We start from the raw sequence: 21,683 nt of genomic DNA, 5'->3' as shown, positions 1-21,683 counted from the left end.
GAGCCTAACTCATTTCGCTAATAGTTATGTAAACTTTCTTTACCTCACCGGGCACCTCTTCACTGGGCACGATGGATGAGACCACTTTGGGAGCTTTGAAATTTCGAGCCCTGTTGCTGCTTGGATCATCCTCTCCAATCAGGAAAAGTGGTGTGGGTGAGGAAGCGCCGCCCACCGTTTTCCATACCTGCTTGGTAAATGGAAGCGCCCAGTCGGCAGCATACTTAAAGTAGACAACAGCAAGCTTACTTTTGGGTATTTGCTGGGTGCTAATCTCCCGATACTTATCCTCGCCATCAGGCAGAATGTTCATTATCTCAACCGGATATTCCATACTCAGATGGTCTGTAATAATCTTCGCTTCCGCCTCGTCCTGCTGGTTGTAGATGAAGAAAATCTCCGTGTCTTTTGAGTCATACACATCCTCTTCCTCTTTCTTCATCACCACGCGCATATCGTCGACAAGCTGCATCGGCCCCATGCTGTTGGAGAACATCATGTTTTGAGTGATGTTGTTGCGAATGTAGTTGATAAAATCGCGCTGATCGGGTTTGATATTAGCGGATGCTTCAGGCAGCATCCAGACAAAACAATTAAAGTCGTTGTCACCCGATTCAATCGTCTTCTTTGCTTCCAAAAACTGGTATTGCGGGAATGACACCTCACTTTCAAATTCAAATCGCCTCCCGAATTCACCGCCCATAATATGAAGAGAGCACGAACAGCGCATCATGTTCTCTTTTACTTTCTCTTTAAAGGATTCATCATCGGCCGGACAATCGGTGGATGGCAGAACATTAAATCCTGCTTTTTTCAGCGTAATGGCCATCTCTTCTCGTTGATCTTTCAAATCACTGGAGGTCCATGCCAGGTAAACGCTGGGGCCGGCCTCATCAATCACTTTCACTTTTGAAGCAGATGGATGAGATGATGAAAAGGCCCCCTTGGGAGGTTTTGTAGCGGAGAGTGTGGTTGGATTTACTGACGGCGAAAGATTCCGGTCAATTTCCTTGATTCCCTGCACAATCTCTTTAATGGCATAGGCAAGCTTATTGATCTGATTCCTGTATAACGTTTTAACCTGGGCTGATATCGCCGGAATTTCATCATCTACAGGTCGTAGCGGACGATTGACTCCAGCCTCCCGGTAAATAAAGTCGATGGAGCGCAACGTTCCCGCAAGTTCTGTTTCCAGAAGCCTAAGATCGTTTACGTCGATATCGTGAATTTTTATAGGAAGAATACGGGATGTAAAATTGCCGTTGGGTAATCGAATAGTGCGCGTGAAACGATCGGAATCCGCAAAGTCCTTGAATACCATAAATTCCTGGCTCCATGCAAACGATGAGGTGTCGCAGTAGGTTTGAGAAACGATCGGAATAAAAATCAGGGATTTGATCTTATTTTGGATCGATTGATCAACTACATGATTATCGCTTAACCCGCTTTCGGGATTTTTGTCAAAATAGATTGTCAGCTTGTCTTTGAGGGTTGCGTTCAATTCCTGCTGAAGTCTTTCAACAAACTCAGTAATCCATCCGTCATATTTGTTATCGTGATGCCGATAACTGACAAATATGTCATGTTTATAGCCAGGTAGTATTGAACCCATTTTAAGGAAAGATAAAAGGTTAGACGCATTGCGAGATTAATAAAAAAACTTATTAACTCAAAAAGTTTAATAAAATAAAAGGTGATTTTGTTCTTATTGAAACCTTTAATCCATTTGTTTGAAACGAGTTAAAATAATTATTATCGGTTAACCTGCTACGGCAGGTTCGCACCCTGAGAATAAAATAGAGAGAAAAGCTTAGTGAAAGGTTCCAATTCCTTGCTGAACGGTATGCTCTAAAAGCGTTTTCACCTGGTGAACATTGTGTTTGATGCCATGCGCTCGCTTGGCGCTGAGCGCTCTGTACATTGTCAGCCAGATTCATAACAAATCTGAGTTTAGGCTTACCTGCTTTAAATTTCAGCTTTTTAGGTGATTAATATCAATTATTAAAGAGATGAAAAACGAAACGTTGGTTAAAGAAACGCTTTACTTAACTCAACTGTTACATTTCAAAAACGGAGTTTTATGGATTGGAAAAAGGTTAAAGAATATGCAAGGGAAGGAAATCCTAAACCTCCCCGAAGAGTGGAAAAAACGGATAAAGAGTGGAGAGAAGAACTCACCGAGCAGGCGTACCGTATTGCCCGTCAGCACGGTACTGAACAGCCATTTTCAGGAGAATACTGCGAAGCACATGAACCGGGCCTTTACGCCTGCATTTGTTGCGGAACTAAACTTTTTGATTCAACCGGGAAATTTGAATCCAGATCCGGATGGCCCAGTTTTAACGAACCGGTGAAAGAGAATGTAGTGAAATACATAGAAGACCGATCGCACGGAATGAGTCGAGTCGAAATTCTTTGCAATGTATGTGATGCCCATCTCGGCCACGTTTTCCCGGACGGTCCCGAACCCACCGGTTTACGCTATTGTGTGAATTCGGCATCTTTAGAGTTGGTCAAGTCTGCCAATGAAGCAGAGTAAATGATTCTGATTGGTAAAACGCTCATCCTGTCCCTAACCTTAATATTATATAGAGATAATTGCATATGTTTATGTAATATGTGATTCATAGGTTCGAGTGGAAAAATGCTGTGCAGTTCTTTTACCCGGTAACTGACAATTGGCATGCCGGGATTTTATATGAAAAGGCTTCTAAAATCCATATCAAAAGTTGTATGTATACCAGTCTGTTTTCAGTCATACAACGGATATGCTCAGAACCTAAACTTCCGCCATCTTACCATCGACGATATCTTTACGCTTTGCGCTAAGCGCATAGCGCATGTCGAAAGCCCATTGTGGTACTGTCGTTATAAAAACCAAAGAACATGACGATACCACACTTACCATTGAATGGCCATTTTAGGCAATCAACTCTATCGTCATCTGCCCGTTTTTTAGGCATGCTGAAGGTATTCCTGCCATTGATTTTTTTGGCGGCCTGCACCGGCACGACCGGTGATGAGGACGCCTCGCTCCCACCGCCCCTTTACCCTCAACCTCAAACGGTTGAATTAAAAACAGGTGTGTCCATTCCTGCCACACCAAAAATCATCCACCCCGACAGCGTGGCCAAACCCCAATCATATACTGTTGACCGCGCAGCATTAACCACAATAAATGCGTATCCCAACCGACACCAAATACCCGAAGAACGAACCACCATACCCGTTGATAAAAGTAAACTCGAAATCATAAAAGTAGGCGAAGGAAACCAGGATTTTGTCTTGCTTAATTCCACAGGTGACACGATACCCACCGGTGTTCCTATCCCCGCTAAGGGTAAAGTGGTAAATGCTATTCGTTCTAAGCCCACCAAAGCCCTGCCACCTGCCAGCAAAGATGCCGCCATTGCTCACCTGCAATTCTTAAATGTGGAACAAGGTATGGCTTCATCTTACGTAAGGGCCGTCTTAGAAGATCAAAGCGGAAATATCTGGCTGGGGACCCGGGGAGGGGTGAGTGTATACAATGGAGAGAGCTTTACCCATTACAGCGTAAACGAAGGATTATCCAATAATCTCGTCAGGGCCATACTGGAGGATCAAAACGGGAATATCTGGCTGGGGACTGGTGGCGGTGGGGTGAGCGTGTTTAATGGAGAAAGCTTTACCCATTACACCGTAAACGAAGGGTTAGCCAATAATTTCGTCGCGTCCATCTTAGAGGATCAAAACGGAAATATATGGCTGGGGACTGAAGGCGGAGGGGTAAGCGTGTTTAATGGAGAAAGCTTTACCCATTACACCGTAAACGAAGGGTTAGCCAATAATATCATCTTCTCCATAGCAGAGGATCAAAACGGAAATATATGGCTTGGGACTGGTGGCGGAGGGGTGAGCGTATTTGATGGGGAAAGCTTTACCCATTACACCGTAAATGAAGGGGTATCCAATAATACCGTCTGGTCCATCTTAGAAGATAAACGCGGTAATATCTGGCTTGGGACTGATGGCGGGGTGAGTCTGTTTAATGGAGAGAGCTTTACCCATTACACCGTGAACGAAGGATTATCCAATAACATCGTCTTCTCCATCTTAGAGGATAAACGCGGAAATATCTGGCTGGGGACTGCTGGCGGAGTGAGCGTTTTTAATGGAGAGAGTTTTACCCAATACACCGAAACCGAAGGATTATCCCATAATAGCGTCTGGTCCATCACAGAGGATCAAGGCGGAAATATCTGGCTGGGGACTGAAGGCGGAGGGGTGAGCCTGTTTAATGGGGAAAGCTTTACCCATTACAGTGTAAACGAAGGATTATCTCATAATGACGTTTACTCCATCCTCGAGGATCAAAGCGGAAATATCTGGCTGGGGACTTGGGGCGGAGGGGTGAGCCTGTTTAATGGAGATAGTTTTACCCATTACACCGTAAACGAAGGCTTATCCAATAATCTTGTCATCTCCATCCTCGAGGATCAGAACGGAAATATCTGGCTGGGTACCGGTGGCGGAGGAGTGAGCGTATTTAATGGGGAAGGCTTTACCCATTACACTAAAAAGGAAGGATTATCCAATAATAGCGTCTGGTCCATTGCAGAGGATAAAAACGGAAATATCTGGCTAGGTACAGGTGGCGGTGGGGTGAGTGTGTTTAATGGAGAAAACTTTACTCATTACACCGAAAACGAAGGCTTATCAAATAATTTCGTCATCTCCATCCTGGAGGATCAAAGCGGAAATATATGGCTGGGGACTCAGGGTGGCGGGGTGAGCCTGTTTAATGGAGAGAGTTTTACCCATTATGGTGTAAATGAAGGGGTATCCAATAATACCGTCTGGTCCATCGCAGAGGACAAAAGCGGAAATATCTGGTTGGGGACTGAAGGCGGAGGTGTGAGCGTATTTAATGGAGAAAGCTTTACTCATTATACCGAAAAGGAAGGCTTAGCCAATAATAGTGTCTGGTCTATTCTGGAGGATCAAAGTGACACTTTAAATGAAATGGGTATTTATATGGGAACGGAAAATGGGCTGTCAAAGATCTCCTTAACTGAAGATGAAACGTCCGGCGACAAGGAATTTGCATTTAGTATTCAAAACTTTGGCAAACAAGATGGGTTGAAAAGCTTGAGATTTAACCCGGGTGCCATTATCGACAGTAAAAACCGCGCCTTGTGGGGCACTGGTAATGGCTTAATGATGCTGGATTTGAATACACTTACATTTTCTGATAAAATACCCCAACCCCGGTTATCCCAATTAGAAATTAACGAGCAGTATATAGACTATCGCACAATCTTGGATAGCCCAGATAGCTCTAGTGATCAAATCAAATTTAATGGCGTGCAAAAATTTGAGAACTATCCCCTCGGTTTAAAATCGCCTTACGAAAAAAACCACCTCACCTTTTATTTTGCTGCCATAGATTGGGCAGCACCGCATAAAATCCAATACAGCTACAGGATGGAGGGCTTACATACCATTTGGAGCCAACCCACCGCCGACCCGGTTGCAGATTATCGTAACCTGCCCTTTGGCGACTATACCTTCCAGGTCCGAGCCATAGGCGAGAGTGGAGTATGGAGCAAACCGTTTGATTACACATTTACCATTCTTCCGCCGTGGTGGCACACCTGGTGGGCATACGGATTGTATGGTTTTCTATTTCTTTCAGCTATCTATTCACTGCGGCGTTACGAGTTAAACCGTTTCAACCTAAAAAATCAGTTGAAGCTCGAAAGGGTTGAAATAGATTCTCTAAGGAAGCTTGACCAGCTAAAATCACATTTCTTTGCCAATATATCACATGAGTTCCGCACGCCACTTACCCTGATTATCGGTCAGATTGAAACGCTGTTGTCCACCGAAGACAGCCGGGCTAAAAAGGAGAAACTGCTGTCGGCAAATCAACAGGCTGAACGTCTCTTAACGCTCATCAATCAGCTCCTGGATCTCTCAAAACTGGAAGCCGGAAAGATGGATCTTCATCTTGAACAACAAAACATCGTTTCATTTTTAAAGAACATCTTTTATTCGTTTGAATCGCTTGCCGAGTCAAAACAAATTCAGCTCAATTTTCTTTCATCAAGAGCCAGCATACCGGTGCATTTTGATGCCGATAAAATGGAAAAAGTGTTCTTTCAACCTGATATCCAACGCGCTGAAATTCACGCCGGATGGCGGACGCGTTGATTTATCAATCAGCACACCGGAGCCGTCACGGATTGAGATACGAATCAAGGATACGGGAATTGGCATATCGGAAGACCGGCTGCCGTTTATTTTTGACCGTTTTTATCAGGCCGATCCATCCAATACCCGAAAATATGAAGGCACCGGTATTGGCCTCTCCCTGGCTCATGAACTGGTAAATCTCCATCAGGGATCTCTTAGCGTAAACAGTAAGATTGGTTCAGGTACAGAGTTTATTCTTGAATTACCGTGCGATGAAACCGCTATTCAGAATCAGAATGAAACTGTTGACATTGACAACGCCACTATTGATCGCGGCCATGAATCCCAGCCGATGCCAGATTTTGATTCTCTGCTATCCGAGCACGACGAAGTGATCCTCGTTGTGGAAGATAACAAGGATGTGCGTTCGTTTATCCGGGAACAGCTACAAGATGAATACAAAGTTCTTGAAGCCGTTAATGGCCGGGAAGGAATTACGGTATCTCAGGCGGCAATTCCCGATTTGATCATCACCGATCTGATGATGCCCGAAATGGACGGATACCGGTTTAGTGAACAGATTAGAAAAGATGAGAAAACCAGTCATATTCCCATCATCATGCTTACCGCAAAGGCGGGCCTGGATCCTAAAATAGAGGGCCTTGAAGCGGGGATTGATGCCTATCTGACCAAACCCTTCCATGTGCGGGAGCTGCATACGCGGGTTAAAACACTGATCCAGCAGCGAAAAAATCTGAAAACACAGTTTAGTTCAGCTACCTACTTTGCACCTTCGTCCATTGCGAAAAGCCCGGTGGATCAAACCTTTCTGAAAAATTCAATTGGGATCATCAACAAACATTTAACAGATGAAGAATTTAACACCGACATGTTTGCATCTTCACTCAACATGAGTATTTCCCAGCTCAACCGGAAACTGAATGCTTTGGTTGATCAACCTGCCGGTACATTTATCCGGTCTGTGCGGCTGCAGCGAGCTGTTGAACTTCTGAACCAGACCGATAAAACCATTGGTGAAATCTGCTATGAAGTAGGCTTTAATGACCAGGCTTACTTCTCCCGTGTCTTCAAAAAACAGTTCGGCAAAAGCCCATCGGCGTTTCGGAAGTTGTCGATTTGAGGTATCCGGATTGCCCCGCAGGGATCGCTAATCGAAAATCCGGGTTTACAAGATTTTTTATGACTGACGGTATTTTGCCCAATCACAAACAAATGATTTAGAATCCGAAAGATTCCGCATAGCGATTTTTGGAGCATCCCCGATGATAATAAGCTGCGCACTAAGGGAGTGCCGTTAGGCACTATCCATCTTGTAACACCGGAATTTATTCCGGTGGTTTCAGGCTTCTAAAAGCATCGAGTGCCATTAGGCACGACTCATCTGTAACGCTGTTCCAAAACATTGTGTCAGATAATCGTTCTACTTCGGCTCCTCAAAGATGAAACGTTTATCGTAATTAATCCTAAATTTTTCAAGCATGTTTATGTACTCTTCCCGGAAACTCATTCGCTTATGATGTTTTTCTTGGTTTCTAATGTAATGATATACTGCATCCACATGAGAGTGACTGTAAGAAAAACATCCATATCCCTTCTGCCACTCAAAATGATTAACCAAAAACCCACTTTCATTAATCCATTTCGAGGATTTTGCCTTTACCGATTTCATAACTTCAGAAATGTTTATTGACGGTTTTATACCAAAAAAACAGTGCATATGGTCTTCCATCCCGTTTACGATGAGTGTATTGCAGCCGGTTACGTTGATCAGTTTCCCCATGACAGCCTGAAGTTCTAATTTCCAGGATGGCTGAATGAGAGCCCTTCTGTATTTAACCGGAAAGACTGTTTGAATATATATTTGATGGTAGGTGTTTGCCATATTTTCAATCCTCAGTTGATTTTTGATTTGTATATATGAACCAAAAATCGGCCAATCCTTACAGAATTTTTTGCCCTTATTGAGATCCGGGGGAGATCGATCGTGCCTCACGGCACTTACCGTTATTAGGCCTTGCTTCCCGGGGATGAATCCCCGGGTTACAACATCAAATCGTGTCTAACGACACTTTCTGTTTTTAAAACCAATTAGATACCCCGGGATCACAAGACGGAAAGCCGGACTTAAAAAAATTGCTATGCCTTCCTTTGTTCATTAGAGCGTTTATGGTGATAAAGTGTCCGTAATTTGGCCAAGCCCTTGGTAAATAGCCACGAAGTCACAAGGGCACAAAGAATCACGAAGATCTCCTTCATTAAAACCTTCGTGCACCTTCGGGTCTTGGTGTCCTCGTGGTAAAAAAAAAGAGGCCGGAATTTTAGTCGGCATTGATAAACTGTTGCATTAACCCTCTATAAAACAAAAAAGTTGAGAGTGATGCGATTATGGTGTAATATTACATCAAAAATAGTTTTATGAATAGACAAAGTATATCGCTGACAAAACCAAATGATGAGTGGTTAAAAGCACAAGTTAAAAGCGAAGAATATTCCAGCAAAAGCGAACTTGTGAATGATTTGATAAGACAGGCCCGAAAACAACAAATTCAGGTTGATTGGATTAGAGCAAAATTAAGTAGATCAGAGGCCGGTGGATTCACTGATGAATCAAAAGAACAAATTTTAAAGCAATCAAAGTCTTTGCTTAATGGCTGAATACCGTTTAAGTAACGAAGCCAAAAATGATTTGATAAGAATTCATCAATACGGTGTAGAAAAGTTTGGGTTAGCCCAGGCTGATAAATACTTTCATGCGTTTTTTGAGTGTTTTGATACCATTGCTCAACGACCTTTCTCTTTTGAATCAGTCGATTACATAAAAAAAGGATACAGACGATCTGTTTGCGGGGTTGACAGTATCTATTTCCGAATTAGAAGCTGGTACAGTTGAGATAATGGCAATTATCGGAAGACAAGACCTCAATAATATTCTTTAGCTCTTCAGCAGGATTTTTAAAACCATTTATTTAACCAACTTCGACGTTGAAACCCTCTCTCCTTCGATTCTCTCTCAGAATAATAAACCACTCCAATACCCTCATCTGACCAAAAAATCCAAACTTTTGCGCGGATAGTCCAAGTATTGATCGTTTTTAGAAGCTAATATGAGTACAGCAAATCCGGGATCGGTCCTCATAATCCAGTAAAACTTCAATCAATACTTACACTATGGAAAATCAATCAGGTCACTCAAACAAACCAGACTATTTTCTTCTGCGCCCTGAGGTAGAAAAAGCATATGGCTACTCACACGCGGTAAAAGTTGGCAACAGTATAAAAATTTCCGGTGCTGTAAGTATGGATGACGAAGGGAATCCAACTGCTGTCAGAGATTTAGAGCAGCAAATGAAGAATTGTTATGCTGATTTGGGAAAAATATTAGCTCATTACGGTTGCACCTTCGATGATGTAATTGTGGAAAATATTTTTACTACGAATATGCCGATATTTCTCGAAAACGCTGCATACCGAAGCTCAATCTATACGAAACACTTTCCTACAGGTTCCTGGCTTGGGGTTAAAGAACTGGCTCTTCCGGAATTTATGATAGAGATAGAAATGGAAGCGCATAAATCTGAATAACAAGCACAAATTTATAGCAGTGTATAGGTGCAGGAATGATTGAACTCTTTATTCAGAAATGTAAAACCTCAACATTTAAGAAAGTTAGGTTAAAGCGCTCAGCTAAAAACCTGTCAGCTTTCAGTCCTCCGCTTTTTGATAATAATCACAAAACAACCAAACAGATAAAATCATGAATAATAAATTACAACGCACTCTCTCAGGTATAGCTGTGCTGTCACTCTCCATTTTTATGACTAATTGTAGTCAGGTTCAATCTGATAATCCGAATGTGGAAATCGTTCAGGGAATCTACGACGCCTTTGCAGTGGGCGATGGAGCTGCGGTGGTGGCAACATTTTCGCCGGATATTATATGGAATGAAGCCGAAAGCAATTCGCTCGCCGAAGGAAATCCTTATATAGGACCCCAGGCGGTTGCCGAAGGAGTATTTGGACGGATCGGGCAGGAATGGGAAACATTCACGCTTCATGATCAAACCCTGTATGCAGTTGGGGAAGACATGGTTCTTGTAACGGGAAGATATCGGGGAACACATGCAAGTACAGGAAAATCGATTGATGCACAGAAAGTCCATATTTGGTGGTTCGAGGATGGACTGGCAACGCGCTTCCAGCAGTATGTTGATACCAAACAGCTGGCTGATGCGGAAATGGAATAAATTCCGGAAAAGATCAAAAAGACCCCGGGTCCTACACACTGAAAAAGTGCAGGCCGGGATCCGGATCCGGTATAACCTTTAAATCTGCATCCGTTAAACCGTAAGTTCAAGACCTCCATCGAGTGTAACGACGGACCCCGTACAATAGCTTACCTCCTCAGAGCTAAGAAAAACGATGTTTTTTGCCCGCTAATTTTTTAACACGATTCGAAATCTGGCTTTACCCGATTCCAGGTGGGCAATGGCTTCGTTTACCTGCTTCATCGGAAATTCCTCAGTTATTGGATAGATATCGTGTCTTACACAAAATTCCAGCATGGTCCGAGTCAAAGCCGGGCTTCCCAGGGGACTTCCCGTAACCGATTTTTGTCCGGTAAGCAGTGTGAAAGCGGGAATGGCCATAGGTTCTAAAACCGCTCCTACATTGTGAAATTTACCTTTGGGTGCCAATGCCACCAGATAGGAGTTCCAGTCGAGAGTTACGTTAGTCGTATTCAGAATGAAATTCAGGCTTCCGGCGATTTTAGCCAGTTCCTCAGGATTTGTAGAATCCACAACCTTCGTTGCCCCCATTTTCAGAATGGCGTTCTTTTTATCAGGGTTGGAGCTAAAGGCAATGACTTCACAACCCCATTTGTTGAGAAACTTGAGTGCCATGTGTCCCAAGCCACCAATGCCTATAACGCCTACTTTGTCTGTTGCTTTTACACCTGCCAAAATGATTGGATTAAAGACCGTAATTCCACCGCAAAGCAGCGGTCCCGCTTTTTCCAAATTGATGCCTTCGGGTAACGGAATAGTCCATGCCCAATGACTTCGTATATAATCGGCAAAACCACCATGTCGGCCGCCAATAGTGAATTCTGCCGAAGAACAAAGGTGATGCGATCCGTCCATGCACTCATGGCAGGCCATGCAGGAACCGGAAAACCAGCCCACACCCACTTTATCTCCCACTTTTATGTTTTTAACGGCATTACCGGCAGCTACCACTTCGCCGATAACTTCATGACCGGGGACAATAGGATAGGTGGTCATGCCCCAGTCGTTGTTCATCATACTGAGGTCTGAATGACAAATGCCACAATTGAGGATTTTGACATCAACTTGTTCAGGGCCTAATTCTTCCATTTCATAAGAAAATGGCTCTAATTTTTCATGTGGGCCATTGGCCGCAAATGCTGATACTTTCATGTTTCATCCAAAGTTTAACGTGTAGGTTATTGTTTTTTCTAATGGGAATACTGAGTGCAAAACTTATTATGACTGGATTTAAGATAGCTCAGAAAGCCGGCCAACACGTGGACTATCCGCGCGAATGTTTGGACTTTTCGTGCTTTTTCATGGTTTTTGGAAAGAAATTTACCCGGTGCAGTATTTTTTGGTATTTCATCTGTGCCATGAAATCCTACGTCGCTCAATAATCGGGTTTCTTCCTGCCGCGATCGGAGGCGAGCAGTATGACAGGCGACCGAGGTGTATTGAAGCGGCCCCGATGGGTCGAGGGCAGGCTGGCAGGGAAGGACACTGCATATCCGGGTTCGCAGATTTGCACTAAGGAAGTGCCGTTAGGCACTATCCATCTTGTAACACCGGAATTTATTCCGGTGAATTCAGGCTTCCAAAAGCATCGAGTGCCATCCGGCACGACCGATCTCTTTTTTCTCTCAATTGGGTTTCACCTCTTTGGATCACTTTGGCACAAGACCACATATCAATCGTGCCTCACGGCACTTTCTGTTTTAGAAACTGTCCCCACCCTCAAAAAAACCGCCATTTGACGGAATAATCCAAACATTTGCGCGGATAGTCCAATACTGCATGATTCGATTCCTGTACATTTTAACTAACAACAGGAAGAAGTTCAGAGGTATGAACCCGTGAATGTTTAGTTCTTTCTGAAAAACCACTTATCCAAATAATCATGAAAACAGCAGGCATAATCGGCGGGTCGGGATACATCGGCAGTTACGTCACAAAAGCATTCCTTGAGAATGGGTTCAGCGTTAAAGTATCGGCGACAGACATTAAAAAGAAGAAGAAGTATCAGCATTTAAAAACGTTACCCGGTGCGGAGAATCTTAAGATTATTTCGCTGGATACCCGTGATATCGATTCTCTCAGGTCTTTTGTGGAAGGCTGCGATATTGTGATACATGGCGGTACGCCCTTTCAGCTCGATGTACAAGATCCGGCGAAAGAGCTGTTTGAACCGACCATTAAAGGTACAGAAAACTTTCTGACGGTAATTAATGAGACGCCATCCGTGAAGAAGGTGGTGATCATTGCATCCGTTGCCTCTTACAATACCGGCTACCCTATGCCGGTTGAAGGACGCTCACCTGATCATCTCTACACCGAGAGCGATGAGCCTCACCTCAATGAAGAAGGACATCCATACGCACAGGCCAAATATTATGCCGATCAGGTGGTACAGACGTTTATCAAAGATTATCCTGAATCTGATAAACAGATTGTGAGTGTCTATCCGGTTGGCGTGATGGGCCCTGCCCTCTCGGAACGCGATGATTCTACCTCAATGGGCCTGCAGTATCTATTCAAAAATAAGATTGCACCCAATCCTTTTGTACAAATGCTATATGATCATGATATGGAATTTGCCATCGTGGATGTACGCGATGTGGCCGAGGGAATTTACAGGGCCGCAACCACAGACGGCCTTCACGGAAAGCAGTACTACCTGAGCAACGAGAGCTGGAAAGTATCGGACATCTCACGAATGCTGAACAACGAGCCGGTCGTTGAAAAACCGAGGTTCGTATATAGCGGCAAAAAGGCGGAGCAGGATTTGGGGCTGTCATACAAAACCGCTCATGTTTCGTTCAGCGATTACGCTGCGGCGAGTGGGGGTTAAACCAAATCAGACATGCTAAAATTCTTCCGCACTATAGCATCGCTACTCCGTCCCGTTGGGGACGAAATATGGGTAGATAATAAAAACGCCGCCCCGTTCATCTGTGCCGTAGGTACAGCATATGAATGGATTAATTTTGAAACGCAACCTCAGTATAAATCCATATGGCGTACCTACGGCACGCGGTTCACGATGGTCGTTCATTTTTCTACCCATGTGTTGTCCCTAACGGGACAGAAACCATGTATCAGCAACTTAAATAGATTTCTAAATTTATGATATCAGCACATACCCGGACTTTGGACTTTTTATCAACACATTGCGACATAGATATAAAAAGCTCTCCATTAGATGAACTACATTGATATCTGTTAAAGCTTTCAGGTAATGTTTTTGGCGTTCCGAACTTTTAAAAACTCCTATGAATAAAAAAGAACTCATACTTACCAACCATGATATGCTGTTGGAAGCCATGCTCAAAAAGGATGAGCAGACGCTGCGTGAGCTGATACACCCGGATGCCTCAGTTTTCGGTTCTGCAATCAGTGAGTTCGAAAAAGGCATAGATCGTATCATACACTACTACACACAATCCATCGCCCTGTTGCCGGATGACAGAAGAATTGAGGTGAAGTGGCGAAATTTTTCTGATCTGGGCAATCAGGCTTTGGTAGAACAGGAATTTATCGTTCGTTTTACACTGGAGCATGAAGAAATCACACTGCTTACGCTCAGGCAATCGGCTATCTGGACTCTGGTAAAAGATGATAATAACCCGGAAGGAAAATGGCTGCTGCTCCACGACCATACATCCATGCCGGACCATTTGGGAGCCTTTGAAACCATCTCTTCCAATGAAATGCTCGAGAATAATCTGAACCTGGAACTGGAGACGGATCAACTGAAAAAACGTCTTAGAAAATCCGTTGATGAACTGAGAATTGCACAGAGTCAATTGGTCCAGAAAGAGAGGCTTGCATCGATCGGGCAGCTTACGGCGGGCATTGCACACGAAATCAAAAATCCGCTGAATTTTGTGAACAACTTTTCGGAAGTGATTTTTGAACTGATCAACGAAGCTCGTGAAGAGGTGAAGAGCAGCGGCGAAAAGGCAAAATCGGGAGCAGAAAGAATGTGTAACTCAGACCTTGTTTTAGGCATTCTGAATGATATAGAGTCAAATTTAGACAGAATTTATGAACACAGTAAACGAGCGGACAGCATTCTTAAATCCATGCTGCTGCTGAGTCGTGGAAAAAGCGGGAAATCCATTCCTACGGATGTAAATGCCATGATTGATGAATACCTGAAGCTGGCTTACCACGGCATGCGGGCTACCGATTTATCATTCAACATTGATATCAAAACCTCATATGATCCCGAAATGCCCAAACTCGATTTAATACCACAAGATATCAGCCGTGCATTTTTGAACATCATCAACAATGCAATGTATGCCGCTTATGAATATGCTAAAAATAACTCCACTCGAAGTCCGGTCATTCAGGTTTCTACCAGTGCATCAAACGGCCGGGCTGAAATAAAAATTAGAGACAACGGCGGGGGAATTCCTGATGAAATCCGTGAAAAAATATTCCAGCCATTTTTTACAACCAAACCCTCGGGCATTGGCACGGGACTTGGTCTATCTATGACGAACGATATCGTAAAAATGCATAAGGGTACATTGAACGTAGATTCGGATACAGGTCAGTTTACCGAGTTTACGATTTCACTGCCGGTTAACAATTAAACATAACAATTCATGAAATTATTAGTAGTTGACGATGAACGAGACGTGGAAATGCTTTTTCTGCAAAAGTTCAGAAAAGAGATAAGAGACGGTTCCGTAGAGCTGGTATTTGCTTTTTCGGGACAAGAAGCGCTGAATTTGCTGGACAGCACAGATCCACCTGATGTGGTCTATGTCTTTTCTGATATCAACATGCCGGGTATGTCCGGGCTGGAATTATTGTCAAAAATCAAAAAGAACTATCCCTTGATAAAGGTAAGTATGATTTCGGCTTACGGTGATAACGATAACTACCAAAAGGCAATAGAATCCGGGGCAAAGGAGTTTTTCACGAAACCAATCGATTTTAACTCCCTGAAAGAAGAGATCACAGGTATCATCAAATCATCACAAGAATAAAACAGTTTATGAGTACACTTCAGAAAATATTGGTAGTAGATGACGAACCGGACCTGCAGATGCTCATGCTTCAGAAGTTCAGGTCTAAGGTGAAAAACAAAGAGTATGAATTCCTTTTTGCCGAGAATGGTCAGGAAGCATTGGATACTATCTCCAGCCATACCGACCTGTCTCTCGTGCTCAGTGATATTAATATGCCCAAGATGGACGGACTGACGCTTCTGTCAGAAATTCAGCAACTGGAGCGGTCAGACATCCGCACCATCATGGTTTCAGCTTACGGTGATATGGAGAATATCCGAACGGCGATGAACCGGGGGGCATACGATTTTGTAACCAAGCCGATTGACTTCAAAGATCTCGAAACCACCCTCGAAAAAACGTTAAAGGAGATACGGCAATTAGTAAACGTTCGTATGATGGAACAGCAACTGGAATCTCTGAATTTCGACCTGGATATGGCGGCTCGAATTCAGCAAAGAATTCTGCATCAGGAGTTTCCGGTATTTCCTGAAGACAACCGTTTTGACATTTTTGCCAACATGATGGCCGCAAAACAGGTGGGTGGCGATTTCTATGATTTCTTTAAATATGATGATGATCACCTCGCTTTTTTTATCGGCGATGTTGCCGGAAAAGGAATGCCTGCCGCAATCTATATGGCTGTATGCAGGACCATGCTTAAGGCGATTGGGTCAGAGGTTTTTGATCCGGCTGAATGCCTGTTTAAAGTGAACAACATGCTTATCCCGGAAAGTGATATGTCAACATTTGTTACTGTTTTCTATGGTGTGCTGAATGTGAAAACCGGTGAATTGCAGTACTGCAACGGTGGCCATAACCTGCCTTATATCCAGAGAACAGACGGCACAGTTGTAGAGATTGAAGATGTGGGCGGCCTGCTGATGGGCAAGTTTGAAGACGCACCCTACGAAAAAAACAGTGTTCAACTAATGCCCGGTGACACGCTGGTAACGTTTACGGATGGCGTGACCGAAGCCGAAAATGACGAGGGCGGATTTTTTGATGAAGAAAGAGTTGTAACATATCTCAAAAAGGATCCGGCTAAAACTCTTACAAATCATGTAAAAGGCCTATTCCTGGAGGTGATGAAATTTGCCGGGGCTGCCATTCAATCGGACGATATAACCGTCTTATCGGTCAGGTATACGAATTCTCACTAAACCATGCTAATCCACTACCAATCATGGCCGGAGGGTTCTTTCTCTTTTTTAGCCTGAGTTCGATAACTCTTCTACATAGAAAAGACTTATACCGGTTTTTAAGTAGAAGACAGCCACGGCTCATCTTTTGACGCGAAGCGAAACACGGAAGGCACTGAATCTGGCTAAATGAGAAGTGAGGCTGTCTAAAAAGGTAAAATTCATTAATAACCGCTTAAATAATTTAGGTTTTCTTTTCAGACTCACCCTCCTTCCCTCTCTAACTAATAGAGAGGGATTTGTAGTCTAAATTATTTAAGCTCGATTACTTTTTCATTTATTTATTTGTACAGCCTCTGATACTTTTCCAAATTCTTATCTTGAGCTCACGTTTTTTTAAGAAAGAGTTACGAATGATCTCCGGTTATTGCCCATAACAAGAATAAACGTCTTAATCCGTTCGGCCCAAATCATTTAAAAGCTATACTTCAAATGGATATGCAACCTTATGGCTGATGCTTCTTCGGTGTCGGTTACCGTTCCATCACTCTGTATGTTTCCATAATCGGTAGCGTTATAGCTTACCTCTCCCATGATCAGAAAATCATCCACTTTAAACGTGAGTCTTGGCGCAATACGATACGTGGTATCAATATTATTGCCTCTTCCATAGCGGTTGACTGTTTCCTGCGGGGCCGGGGAGTTTTCCGTTCCGTAATTTTCTGAAAATCCCCCGAATACTGAATAGGTTAAACTGCCTTTGGTGTAGAGCAACTCAGTCCAGATCGATCCGGTTCGGTAATTGCTGTACGTAATCTCCCCGCTGTTTTGATCAATAAATTCGGCATAGCCGCCCATCATCAGGAAATTGTGCATGTTTTCGCCGTACAGACCCTGCAGTTTCGCTGTAAAGTCTCCGACATCTAATCTTGTATACACGTTACCCTGCAATGAACCCAGCGTCTCGTCCAGTTTAAAACCTTGCAAGTCCTGTGTACGCGGCATGATTTTCTTATATCCGGTAACAAAACCCAGCCTCCACCCTTTTGTGTGATACTCCATATTCAGATTCAGTTCGGGCAAAGCGGCATTTCGCAAATAGTCGGGAGTTGCACCCTGCGGACCTGTGCTGGAAAAATCGCGGTGAGTTAAGGCTGTGAGGCTTCCGCTAATGTTGTCACTGAGATTGAAACCAAAGCGAACCTGAGGATTCCTGGATAGAATTGCAAAGGGACTGCCACCGCCCCAACCCGCAACTTCCGGGTAGGCGCTAATCACAAAAAACGGGTGCCAGTACTGCCCAACCGTCAGCGAGGTCTTTTCCCAATCCAGTTTGATAAAGGCGTGGCGCATTCGCATCATGCTTATGAACTGATTGCCTGTTCCCACAAAGTCCGACTCCAGTAACGCGCTGCTTTGAGCTCCCAGCATTTCGGGACCATCCACACTGAGACGGAACCTGCTGTGTATATTAATCATGTTAAAGCTCGGGGTATCGTTGATATCATCCCCGTTGGCGTCGTTAAGTATCGGCGAAGTAAACAGAAGCACATCCCCTTCGCGGGCCGCTACGGGCTGGCGCGTGTCATAAATAATTTCTGAGCTGATAAAGCCACTGATTGATATATCGTATTTATTCTCTTCATCGTCCTGAGCTGTTAAAAGAGCAGGAACAGATAAAAATAAGAGCAGCAGTAATTTTAGTCTCATGGTTTTTTGATTTCGGGAATTGGATAAATTAAAAGAGGGAAGTGAGCTGCGATCATCACTATTTTTAAGGTTTATGCACACATATTTTTCAGAATCTGAGTTCGATTCATAATTTGTCTAATAGTATCGTTGAAAGTCCCCTCCTTTTCCAAGGAGGGAATAAAGGGGTGGTTCAATCAAGTCAAGTTCATTTCTCATATTTTTTTGAAAGAAAAACCGTTCCAACCATCCCCAGTCCCCTCCTTACACAGGAGAGGAACTCAATAATCAACATTTTACAATCGAATTCAGGTTCAGAATCTCCTTTTCATTTGCGTTCTATTTTGGGAACCAATTGCTGTCTAACTATTCGGGCTCTCCGTAACCTGAGCGGCTTCTTCTTTTTTCTTTGCCCCGTTCACCCTGGGAGTCGTTACCTCGTCCACCAGATAAAGAATGGATTTGTATGAAATTCCGCTATGGTTGGTAAGACCTATTTCGCAGGTTCGGCTGGTTGAAAAGCCACGCGTTACCTCTTCGGGATGCTGCTCCTTGAGTGTACGCAAACCGTGTGCCGTCAGCTCTGGATGAGAAAATCCACGATCGCCGGCAAATCCACAGCAGTTTGTTTCAGGTACCACCACCTCGGTGGCGCACATTTCCGCCAGTTTTATCAGATCTTCCTCCTGTCCCATCTTCTTTGCACTGCATACCGTGAAAACACTGATCGTTTCATCAGCCGGAGTAAAATCAAGATGCTGTGTCAGGAATTTGAGGGTAAACTCGATGGGATCATAGAGCTTCAACGGCTCGCCTATATTCTCTTTCATTGACTGCAGACACGGACTCATATCTGACAGTACCGGATATTTTCCCTGCGCACTGGCTTTAAGCAGGGCTTGCTCCAGCCGGTTTGATGTATCTTTAGATTGCTGCTTAAATCCCTTGCTGGAATATGGCATGCCGCAACATTGATTGGAGAGGTTTTCAGGATAGATGATTTCATATCCGGCCTTCGTAAGAAGCTGCTTCACCTTACTCGTGAGCGCCACTTTTTCGTCATAATCTTTGGATATACCCATCGCCCGGTTGATGCAGGAAGGGAAGTAGACCACTTTGCGCGGATTCCCATTTACGGGCATATTAGCGTTTATTTTGGGCGCTCCTTTTGGCAGATAGGGATTCCACTGCGGAAGGTTATTACCCGATGCTTTGCGAAAACCGGTTGCAATCGCACCCATAGCCTTAGTCCCAATAACCGTGTGGACACCGTTGACCACATTAAGCCCCACACGGGCTAAACCGGTAACTTTGTCCATATTTGAAGCTACCCGGGAAGCTGTTTTCTTCTCACCGGAAGTATTTTTTTCATGTCTGAGATACTTCACCAGGTCTCCGGTATTGATACCCACCGGGCAAGCTAAGGCACAAAGGCCATCGGTAGCGCAAGTTTGCACGCTTTCGTAGTCGTAATCCTGCTCCAGAGAAGCCAGAATCTCGGGCTGCTCGCCGGTCTCTTTTAGCCGCTGCATCTCCCGGTAAACCGTGATCCGCTGCCTGGGCGACATGGTCATGCCGTGTGATACGCAGGCCGATTCACAGAAACCGCATTCGGTACACTTGTCTATCGATTCGTGGGCGGCCGGCATGGGCTTCAGATTCTTCAGATGTACCTTGGGATCATTATTCAGAATTACACCCGGATTGAGCAGATCCTTGGGATCAAAGACCGCCTTTATCCGCTTCATGATCTCATAGGCTTCCTCGCCCCACTCTTTCTCAACATAGGGCGCCATATTTCTGCCCGTACCGTGCTCAGCTTTCAAGGCCCCGTCAAAGCGCTCTGTTACCAGCACGGCAAGTTCGTCCATAAACCGCTCATAGCGATCTATCTCGGCCTGATCATCGAAATTCTGGTTAAAAACAAAATGCAGGTTGCCCTCCAGAGCATGGCCAAAAATGACGGTCTCGTTATATCCATATTTGACAAACAGCTCCTGCAAAGCGCCTATGGCTTCTGCAATATCCTTCACGGCAAAAACAACATCCTCGATAATCACCGTAGTGCCTGTCTTGCGCATTGCACCGACGGATGGATAGAGGCCTTTCCGAATTTTCCAGTAATTATTGTACTCCTCCGGTTTATCAGTAAAGCTAACGGGAAATTCTGTCGGAACATCTTCCAGGGCTTTTTTGATAATGGCTATCTGCTCCTGCAGTTGTTCATGAGTATCTGCCCCTGTCTGCACCAAAAGCGAGCATGCCTCGGGCGAAAGATCTTTGAGATAACCCGGCACGCCATCAGCATTTTCCATTGACTTCAGACTGGCACGATCCATCAGCTCTACGGCGGAAACGGGTTCACTTTTCAGCCGATAGACAGCACGGCCGGCCGTTTCATTATCAGAGAAGATCATTAAAGAGCTGGCCTTAAACGGATCTTCATTGACGGTTTTATAGGTAATCTCACCAATAAAACCGAGCGTGCCTTCAGAACCAATCATAAGATGTTGCAGGATCTCAAACGGATCTTCAAAATCCACAAGGGCATTCAGACTGTATCCTGTGGTGTTTTTCATTTTAAACTTGTCGCGGATACGTTCTGCAAGCGGTTTATTGGATCTGATGTTATCTGCCAGCGTTGAGAGTTCATCCAGAAGGTGGCCGTGAGTGTTTCGAAAAGAGGCGCGGCTTCCCTCATCGGCCGTATCCAGCAGCGTACCATCGTTCATCAAAACCTTCATACTGTCTAAAGTCTGATAGGAATTTTCCTTGGTTCCACAGCACATGCCGCTGGCGTTATTTGCAGCTATACCGCCAATCATCGCCGAGTTGATGGATGCCGGATCGGGCCCTATTTTCCGTTTATAAGGTTTCAACAGGTTATTGGCATGGGCACCGATAATTCCCGGCTGCAGGCGTATTTTCTTCCCGTCTTCTAAAATGTGATGCTTTTTCCAGTTGTCTCCGGCAATAACCAATACCGAGTCTGTAACTGCCTGTCCGGACAGGCTTGTGCCGGCAGCCCGGAACGTTACAGGAATCTCCATCTGATTACAGATGGCAAGAATACGCGATACCTCTGCAATGTCATTGGCTTTAATCACCATTTTGGGAATAAGCCGGTAGAAACTCGCATCCGTACCGTGAGCCAACAGTTCAAGCGGACTCGTGAGCATCCGGCTTTCATCGATATAGTCAGAGAGCTGCCGGTATAGCTTTTTATATTGTTTTGGTAGATTATTCATCGGATTGTCCACTTGTTGATAGTATTGTTCTAAACGGCTTTGCTAACTGATTACTGCCTTTTTACAGTAAAAACTTACTCAGGCAGATCAAGATACACGGTACAAACTCCTTCAG

General features: G+C 44.2%; 16 protein-coding genes and 1 pseudogene. 12 read left to right on the top strand and 5 right to left on the bottom strand.

Annotation, left to right across the window (positions count from 1 at the left end):
* Window positions 1-4: 4 nt before the first annotated feature.
* Window positions 5-1,612, bottom strand: a complete 1,608-nt coding sequence (locus U5K35_RS01425; protein WP_322569689.1) for a hypothetical protein — start codon at window positions 1,610-1,612, stop codon at window positions 5-7.
* 468 nt (window positions 1,613-2,080) lie between these two features.
* Here U5K35_RS01425 and msrB point away from each other — a divergent pair, with 468 nt between their 5' ends.
* The 3 genes from msrB to U5K35_RS01410 all read left to right on the top strand — a co-directional run bounded on the left by msrB (window position 2,081) and on the right by U5K35_RS01410 (window position 7,318).
* Complete coding sequence (gene msrB, locus U5K35_RS01420; RefSeq protein WP_322569688.1) at window positions 2,081-2,539, top strand: peptide-methionine (R)-S-oxide reductase MsrB; 459 nt, start codon at window positions 2,081-2,083, stop codon at window positions 2,537-2,539.
* Between the two features lie 347 nt (window positions 2,540-2,886).
* The gene (locus U5K35_RS01415) at window positions 2,887-6,195 is read left to right on the top strand and encodes a two-component regulator propeller domain-containing protein (RefSeq protein WP_322569687.1); all 3,309 of its coding nucleotides are present in this window, start codon (window positions 2,887-2,889) and stop codon (window positions 6,193-6,195) included.
* Window positions 6,116-7,318 carry a response regulator gene (locus tag U5K35_RS01410; RefSeq protein ID WP_322569852.1) on the top strand — a complete coding sequence of 401 codons (1,203 nt, stop codon included), beginning with the start codon at window positions 6,116-6,118 and terminating at the stop codon, window positions 7,316-7,318. Before U5K35_RS01415 ends, U5K35_RS01410 begins: the two co-directional genes overlap by 80 nt.
* A 300-nt stretch (window positions 7,319-7,618) precedes the next feature.
* Here U5K35_RS01410 and tnpA read toward each other — a convergent pair whose 3' ends face one another.
* Window positions 7,619-8,080, bottom strand: a complete 462-nt coding sequence (gene tnpA, locus U5K35_RS01405; protein ID WP_322569686.1) for an IS200/IS605 family transposase — start codon at window positions 8,078-8,080, stop codon at window positions 7,619-7,621.
* Between the two features lie 533 nt (window positions 8,081-8,613).
* Here tnpA and U5K35_RS01400 point away from each other — a divergent pair.
* The 4 genes and pseudogenes from U5K35_RS01400 (at window position 8,614) to U5K35_RS01385 (ending at window position 10,441) form a co-directional block, all read left to right on the top strand.
* Complete coding sequence (locus U5K35_RS01400; RefSeq protein ID WP_322569685.1) at window positions 8,614-8,853, top strand: hypothetical protein; 240 nt, start codon at window positions 8,614-8,616, stop codon at window positions 8,851-8,853.
* A pseudogene (locus tag U5K35_RS01395) lies at window positions 8,846-9,134 on the top strand (type II toxin-antitoxin system RelE/ParE family toxin). Before U5K35_RS01400 ends, U5K35_RS01395 begins: the two are co-directional and overlap by 8 nt.
* 232 nt (window positions 9,135-9,366) lie before the next feature.
* Window positions 9,367-9,780 (top strand): RidA family protein, encoded by a 414-nt coding sequence (locus U5K35_RS01390; protein WP_322569683.1) that lies wholly within the window; start codon window positions 9,367-9,369, stop codon window positions 9,778-9,780.
* A 172-nt stretch (window positions 9,781-9,952) separates the two neighbouring features.
* Window positions 9,953-10,441 carry a nuclear transport factor 2 family protein gene (locus U5K35_RS01385; protein ID WP_322569682.1) on the top strand — a complete coding sequence of 163 codons (489 nt, stop codon included), beginning with the start codon at window positions 9,953-9,955 and terminating at the stop codon, window positions 10,439-10,441.
* A gap of 189 nt (window positions 10,442-10,630) precedes the next feature.
* On the opposite strand, the gene ahr is transcribed toward U5K35_RS01385, so the two are convergent.
* On the bottom strand, window positions 10,631-11,635 hold the full coding sequence (gene ahr, locus U5K35_RS01380; protein WP_322569681.1) for an NADPH-dependent aldehyde reductase Ahr: 1,005 nt from the start codon (window positions 11,633-11,635) through the stop codon (window positions 10,631-10,633).
* 266 nt (window positions 11,636-11,901) lie between these two features.
* On the opposite strand from ahr, the gene U5K35_RS01375 reads away from it, so the two are divergent.
* From U5K35_RS01375 to U5K35_RS01355, 5 genes are all read left to right on the top strand, one after another.
* Window positions 11,902-12,222 carry a hypothetical protein gene (locus tag U5K35_RS01375; protein ID WP_322569680.1) on the top strand — a complete coding sequence of 107 codons (321 nt, stop codon included), beginning with the start codon at window positions 11,902-11,904 and terminating at the stop codon, window positions 12,220-12,222.
* 143 nt (window positions 12,223-12,365) lie between these two features.
* Window positions 12,366-13,316, top strand: coding sequence for an NAD-dependent epimerase/dehydratase family protein (locus tag U5K35_RS01370; RefSeq protein ID WP_322569679.1), 951 nt, complete (start codon window positions 12,366-12,368; stop codon window positions 13,314-13,316).
* Window positions 13,317-13,737: 421 nt separating this feature from the next.
* Entirely contained in the window at window positions 13,738-15,069 is a 1,332-nt protein-coding gene (locus U5K35_RS01365; RefSeq protein ID WP_322569678.1) for an ATP-binding protein, read from the top strand.
* Between the two features lie 12 nt (window positions 15,070-15,081).
* A complete protein-coding gene (locus U5K35_RS01360) occupies window positions 15,082-15,468 on the top strand; it encodes a response regulator (RefSeq protein ID WP_322569677.1) in 387 nt (128 codons plus the stop codon).
* A gap of 8 nt (window positions 15,469-15,476) precedes the next feature.
* Window positions 15,477-16,652, top strand: coding sequence for a SpoIIE family protein phosphatase (locus tag U5K35_RS01355; RefSeq protein ID WP_322569676.1), 1,176 nt, complete (start codon window positions 15,477-15,479; stop codon window positions 16,650-16,652).
* Window positions 16,653-17,105: 453 nt separating this feature from the next.
* On the opposite strand, the gene U5K35_RS01350 is transcribed toward U5K35_RS01355, so the two are convergent.
* Window positions 17,106-18,341 (bottom strand): hypothetical protein, encoded by a 1,236-nt coding sequence (locus U5K35_RS01350; protein ID WP_322569675.1) that lies wholly within the window; start codon window positions 18,339-18,341, stop codon window positions 17,106-17,108.
* A gap of 341 nt (window positions 18,342-18,682) precedes the next feature.
* On the bottom strand, window positions 18,683-21,568 hold the full coding sequence (locus tag U5K35_RS01345) for an FAD-binding and (Fe-S)-binding domain-containing protein (protein ID WP_322569674.1): 2,886 nt from the start codon (window positions 21,566-21,568) through the stop codon (window positions 18,683-18,685).
* Between the last annotated feature and the right edge of the window lie 115 nt (window positions 21,569-21,683).

Source organism: Rhodohalobacter sp. (assembly GCF_034521535.1).
In the GTDB taxonomy this organism is placed as follows: Bacteria; Bacteroidota; Rhodothermia; order Balneolales; family Balneolaceae; genus Rhodohalobacter.
This window is presented reverse-complemented; position numbering and strand designations above follow the sequence as displayed.

What these genes read in the sequence shown, in the direction of transcription:
- U5K35_RS01425 (WP_322569689.1), bottom strand. Translation starts at nt 1,612, where the DNA reads ATGGGTTCAATACTACCTGGCTATAAACATGACATATTTGTCAGTTAT.
- msrB (WP_322569688.1), top strand. Translation starts at nt 2,081, where the DNA reads ATGGATTGGAAAAAGGTTAAAGAATATGCAAGGGAAGGAAATCCTAAA.
- U5K35_RS01415 (WP_322569687.1), top strand. Translation starts at nt 2,887, where the DNA reads ATGACGATACCACACTTACCATTGAATGGCCATTTTAGGCAATCAACT.
- U5K35_RS01410 (WP_322569852.1), top strand. Translation starts at nt 6,116, where the DNA reads ATGCCGATAAAATGGAAAAAGTGTTCTTTCAACCTGATATCCAACGCG.
- tnpA (WP_322569686.1), bottom strand. Translation starts at nt 8,080, where the DNA reads ATGGCAAACACCTACCATCAAATATATATTCAAACAGTCTTTCCGGTT.
- U5K35_RS01400 (WP_322569685.1), top strand. Translation starts at nt 8,614, where the DNA reads ATGAATAGACAAAGTATATCGCTGACAAAACCAAATGATGAGTGGTTA.
- U5K35_RS01390 (WP_322569683.1), top strand. Translation starts at nt 9,367, where the DNA reads ATGGAAAATCAATCAGGTCACTCAAACAAACCAGACTATTTTCTTCTG.
- U5K35_RS01385 (WP_322569682.1), top strand. Translation starts at nt 9,953, where the DNA reads ATGAATAATAAATTACAACGCACTCTCTCAGGTATAGCTGTGCTGTCA.
- ahr (WP_322569681.1), bottom strand. Translation starts at nt 11,635, where the DNA reads ATGAAAGTATCAGCATTTGCGGCCAATGGCCCACATGAAAAATTAGAG.
- U5K35_RS01375 (WP_322569680.1), top strand. Translation starts at nt 11,902, where the DNA reads ATGACAGGCGACCGAGGTGTATTGAAGCGGCCCCGATGGGTCGAGGGC.
- U5K35_RS01370 (WP_322569679.1), top strand. Translation starts at nt 12,366, where the DNA reads ATGAAAACAGCAGGCATAATCGGCGGGTCGGGATACATCGGCAGTTAC.
- U5K35_RS01365 (WP_322569678.1), top strand. Translation starts at nt 13,738, where the DNA reads ATGAATAAAAAAGAACTCATACTTACCAACCATGATATGCTGTTGGAA.
- U5K35_RS01360 (WP_322569677.1), top strand. Translation starts at nt 15,082, where the DNA reads ATGAAATTATTAGTAGTTGACGATGAACGAGACGTGGAAATGCTTTTT.
- U5K35_RS01355 (WP_322569676.1), top strand. Translation starts at nt 15,477, where the DNA reads ATGAGTACACTTCAGAAAATATTGGTAGTAGATGACGAACCGGACCTG.
- U5K35_RS01350 (WP_322569675.1), bottom strand. Translation starts at nt 18,341, where the DNA reads ATGAGACTAAAATTACTGCTGCTCTTATTTTTATCTGTTCCTGCTCTT.
- U5K35_RS01345 (WP_322569674.1), bottom strand. Translation starts at nt 21,568, where the DNA reads ATGAATAATCTACCAAAACAATATAAAAAGCTATACCGGCAGCTCTCT.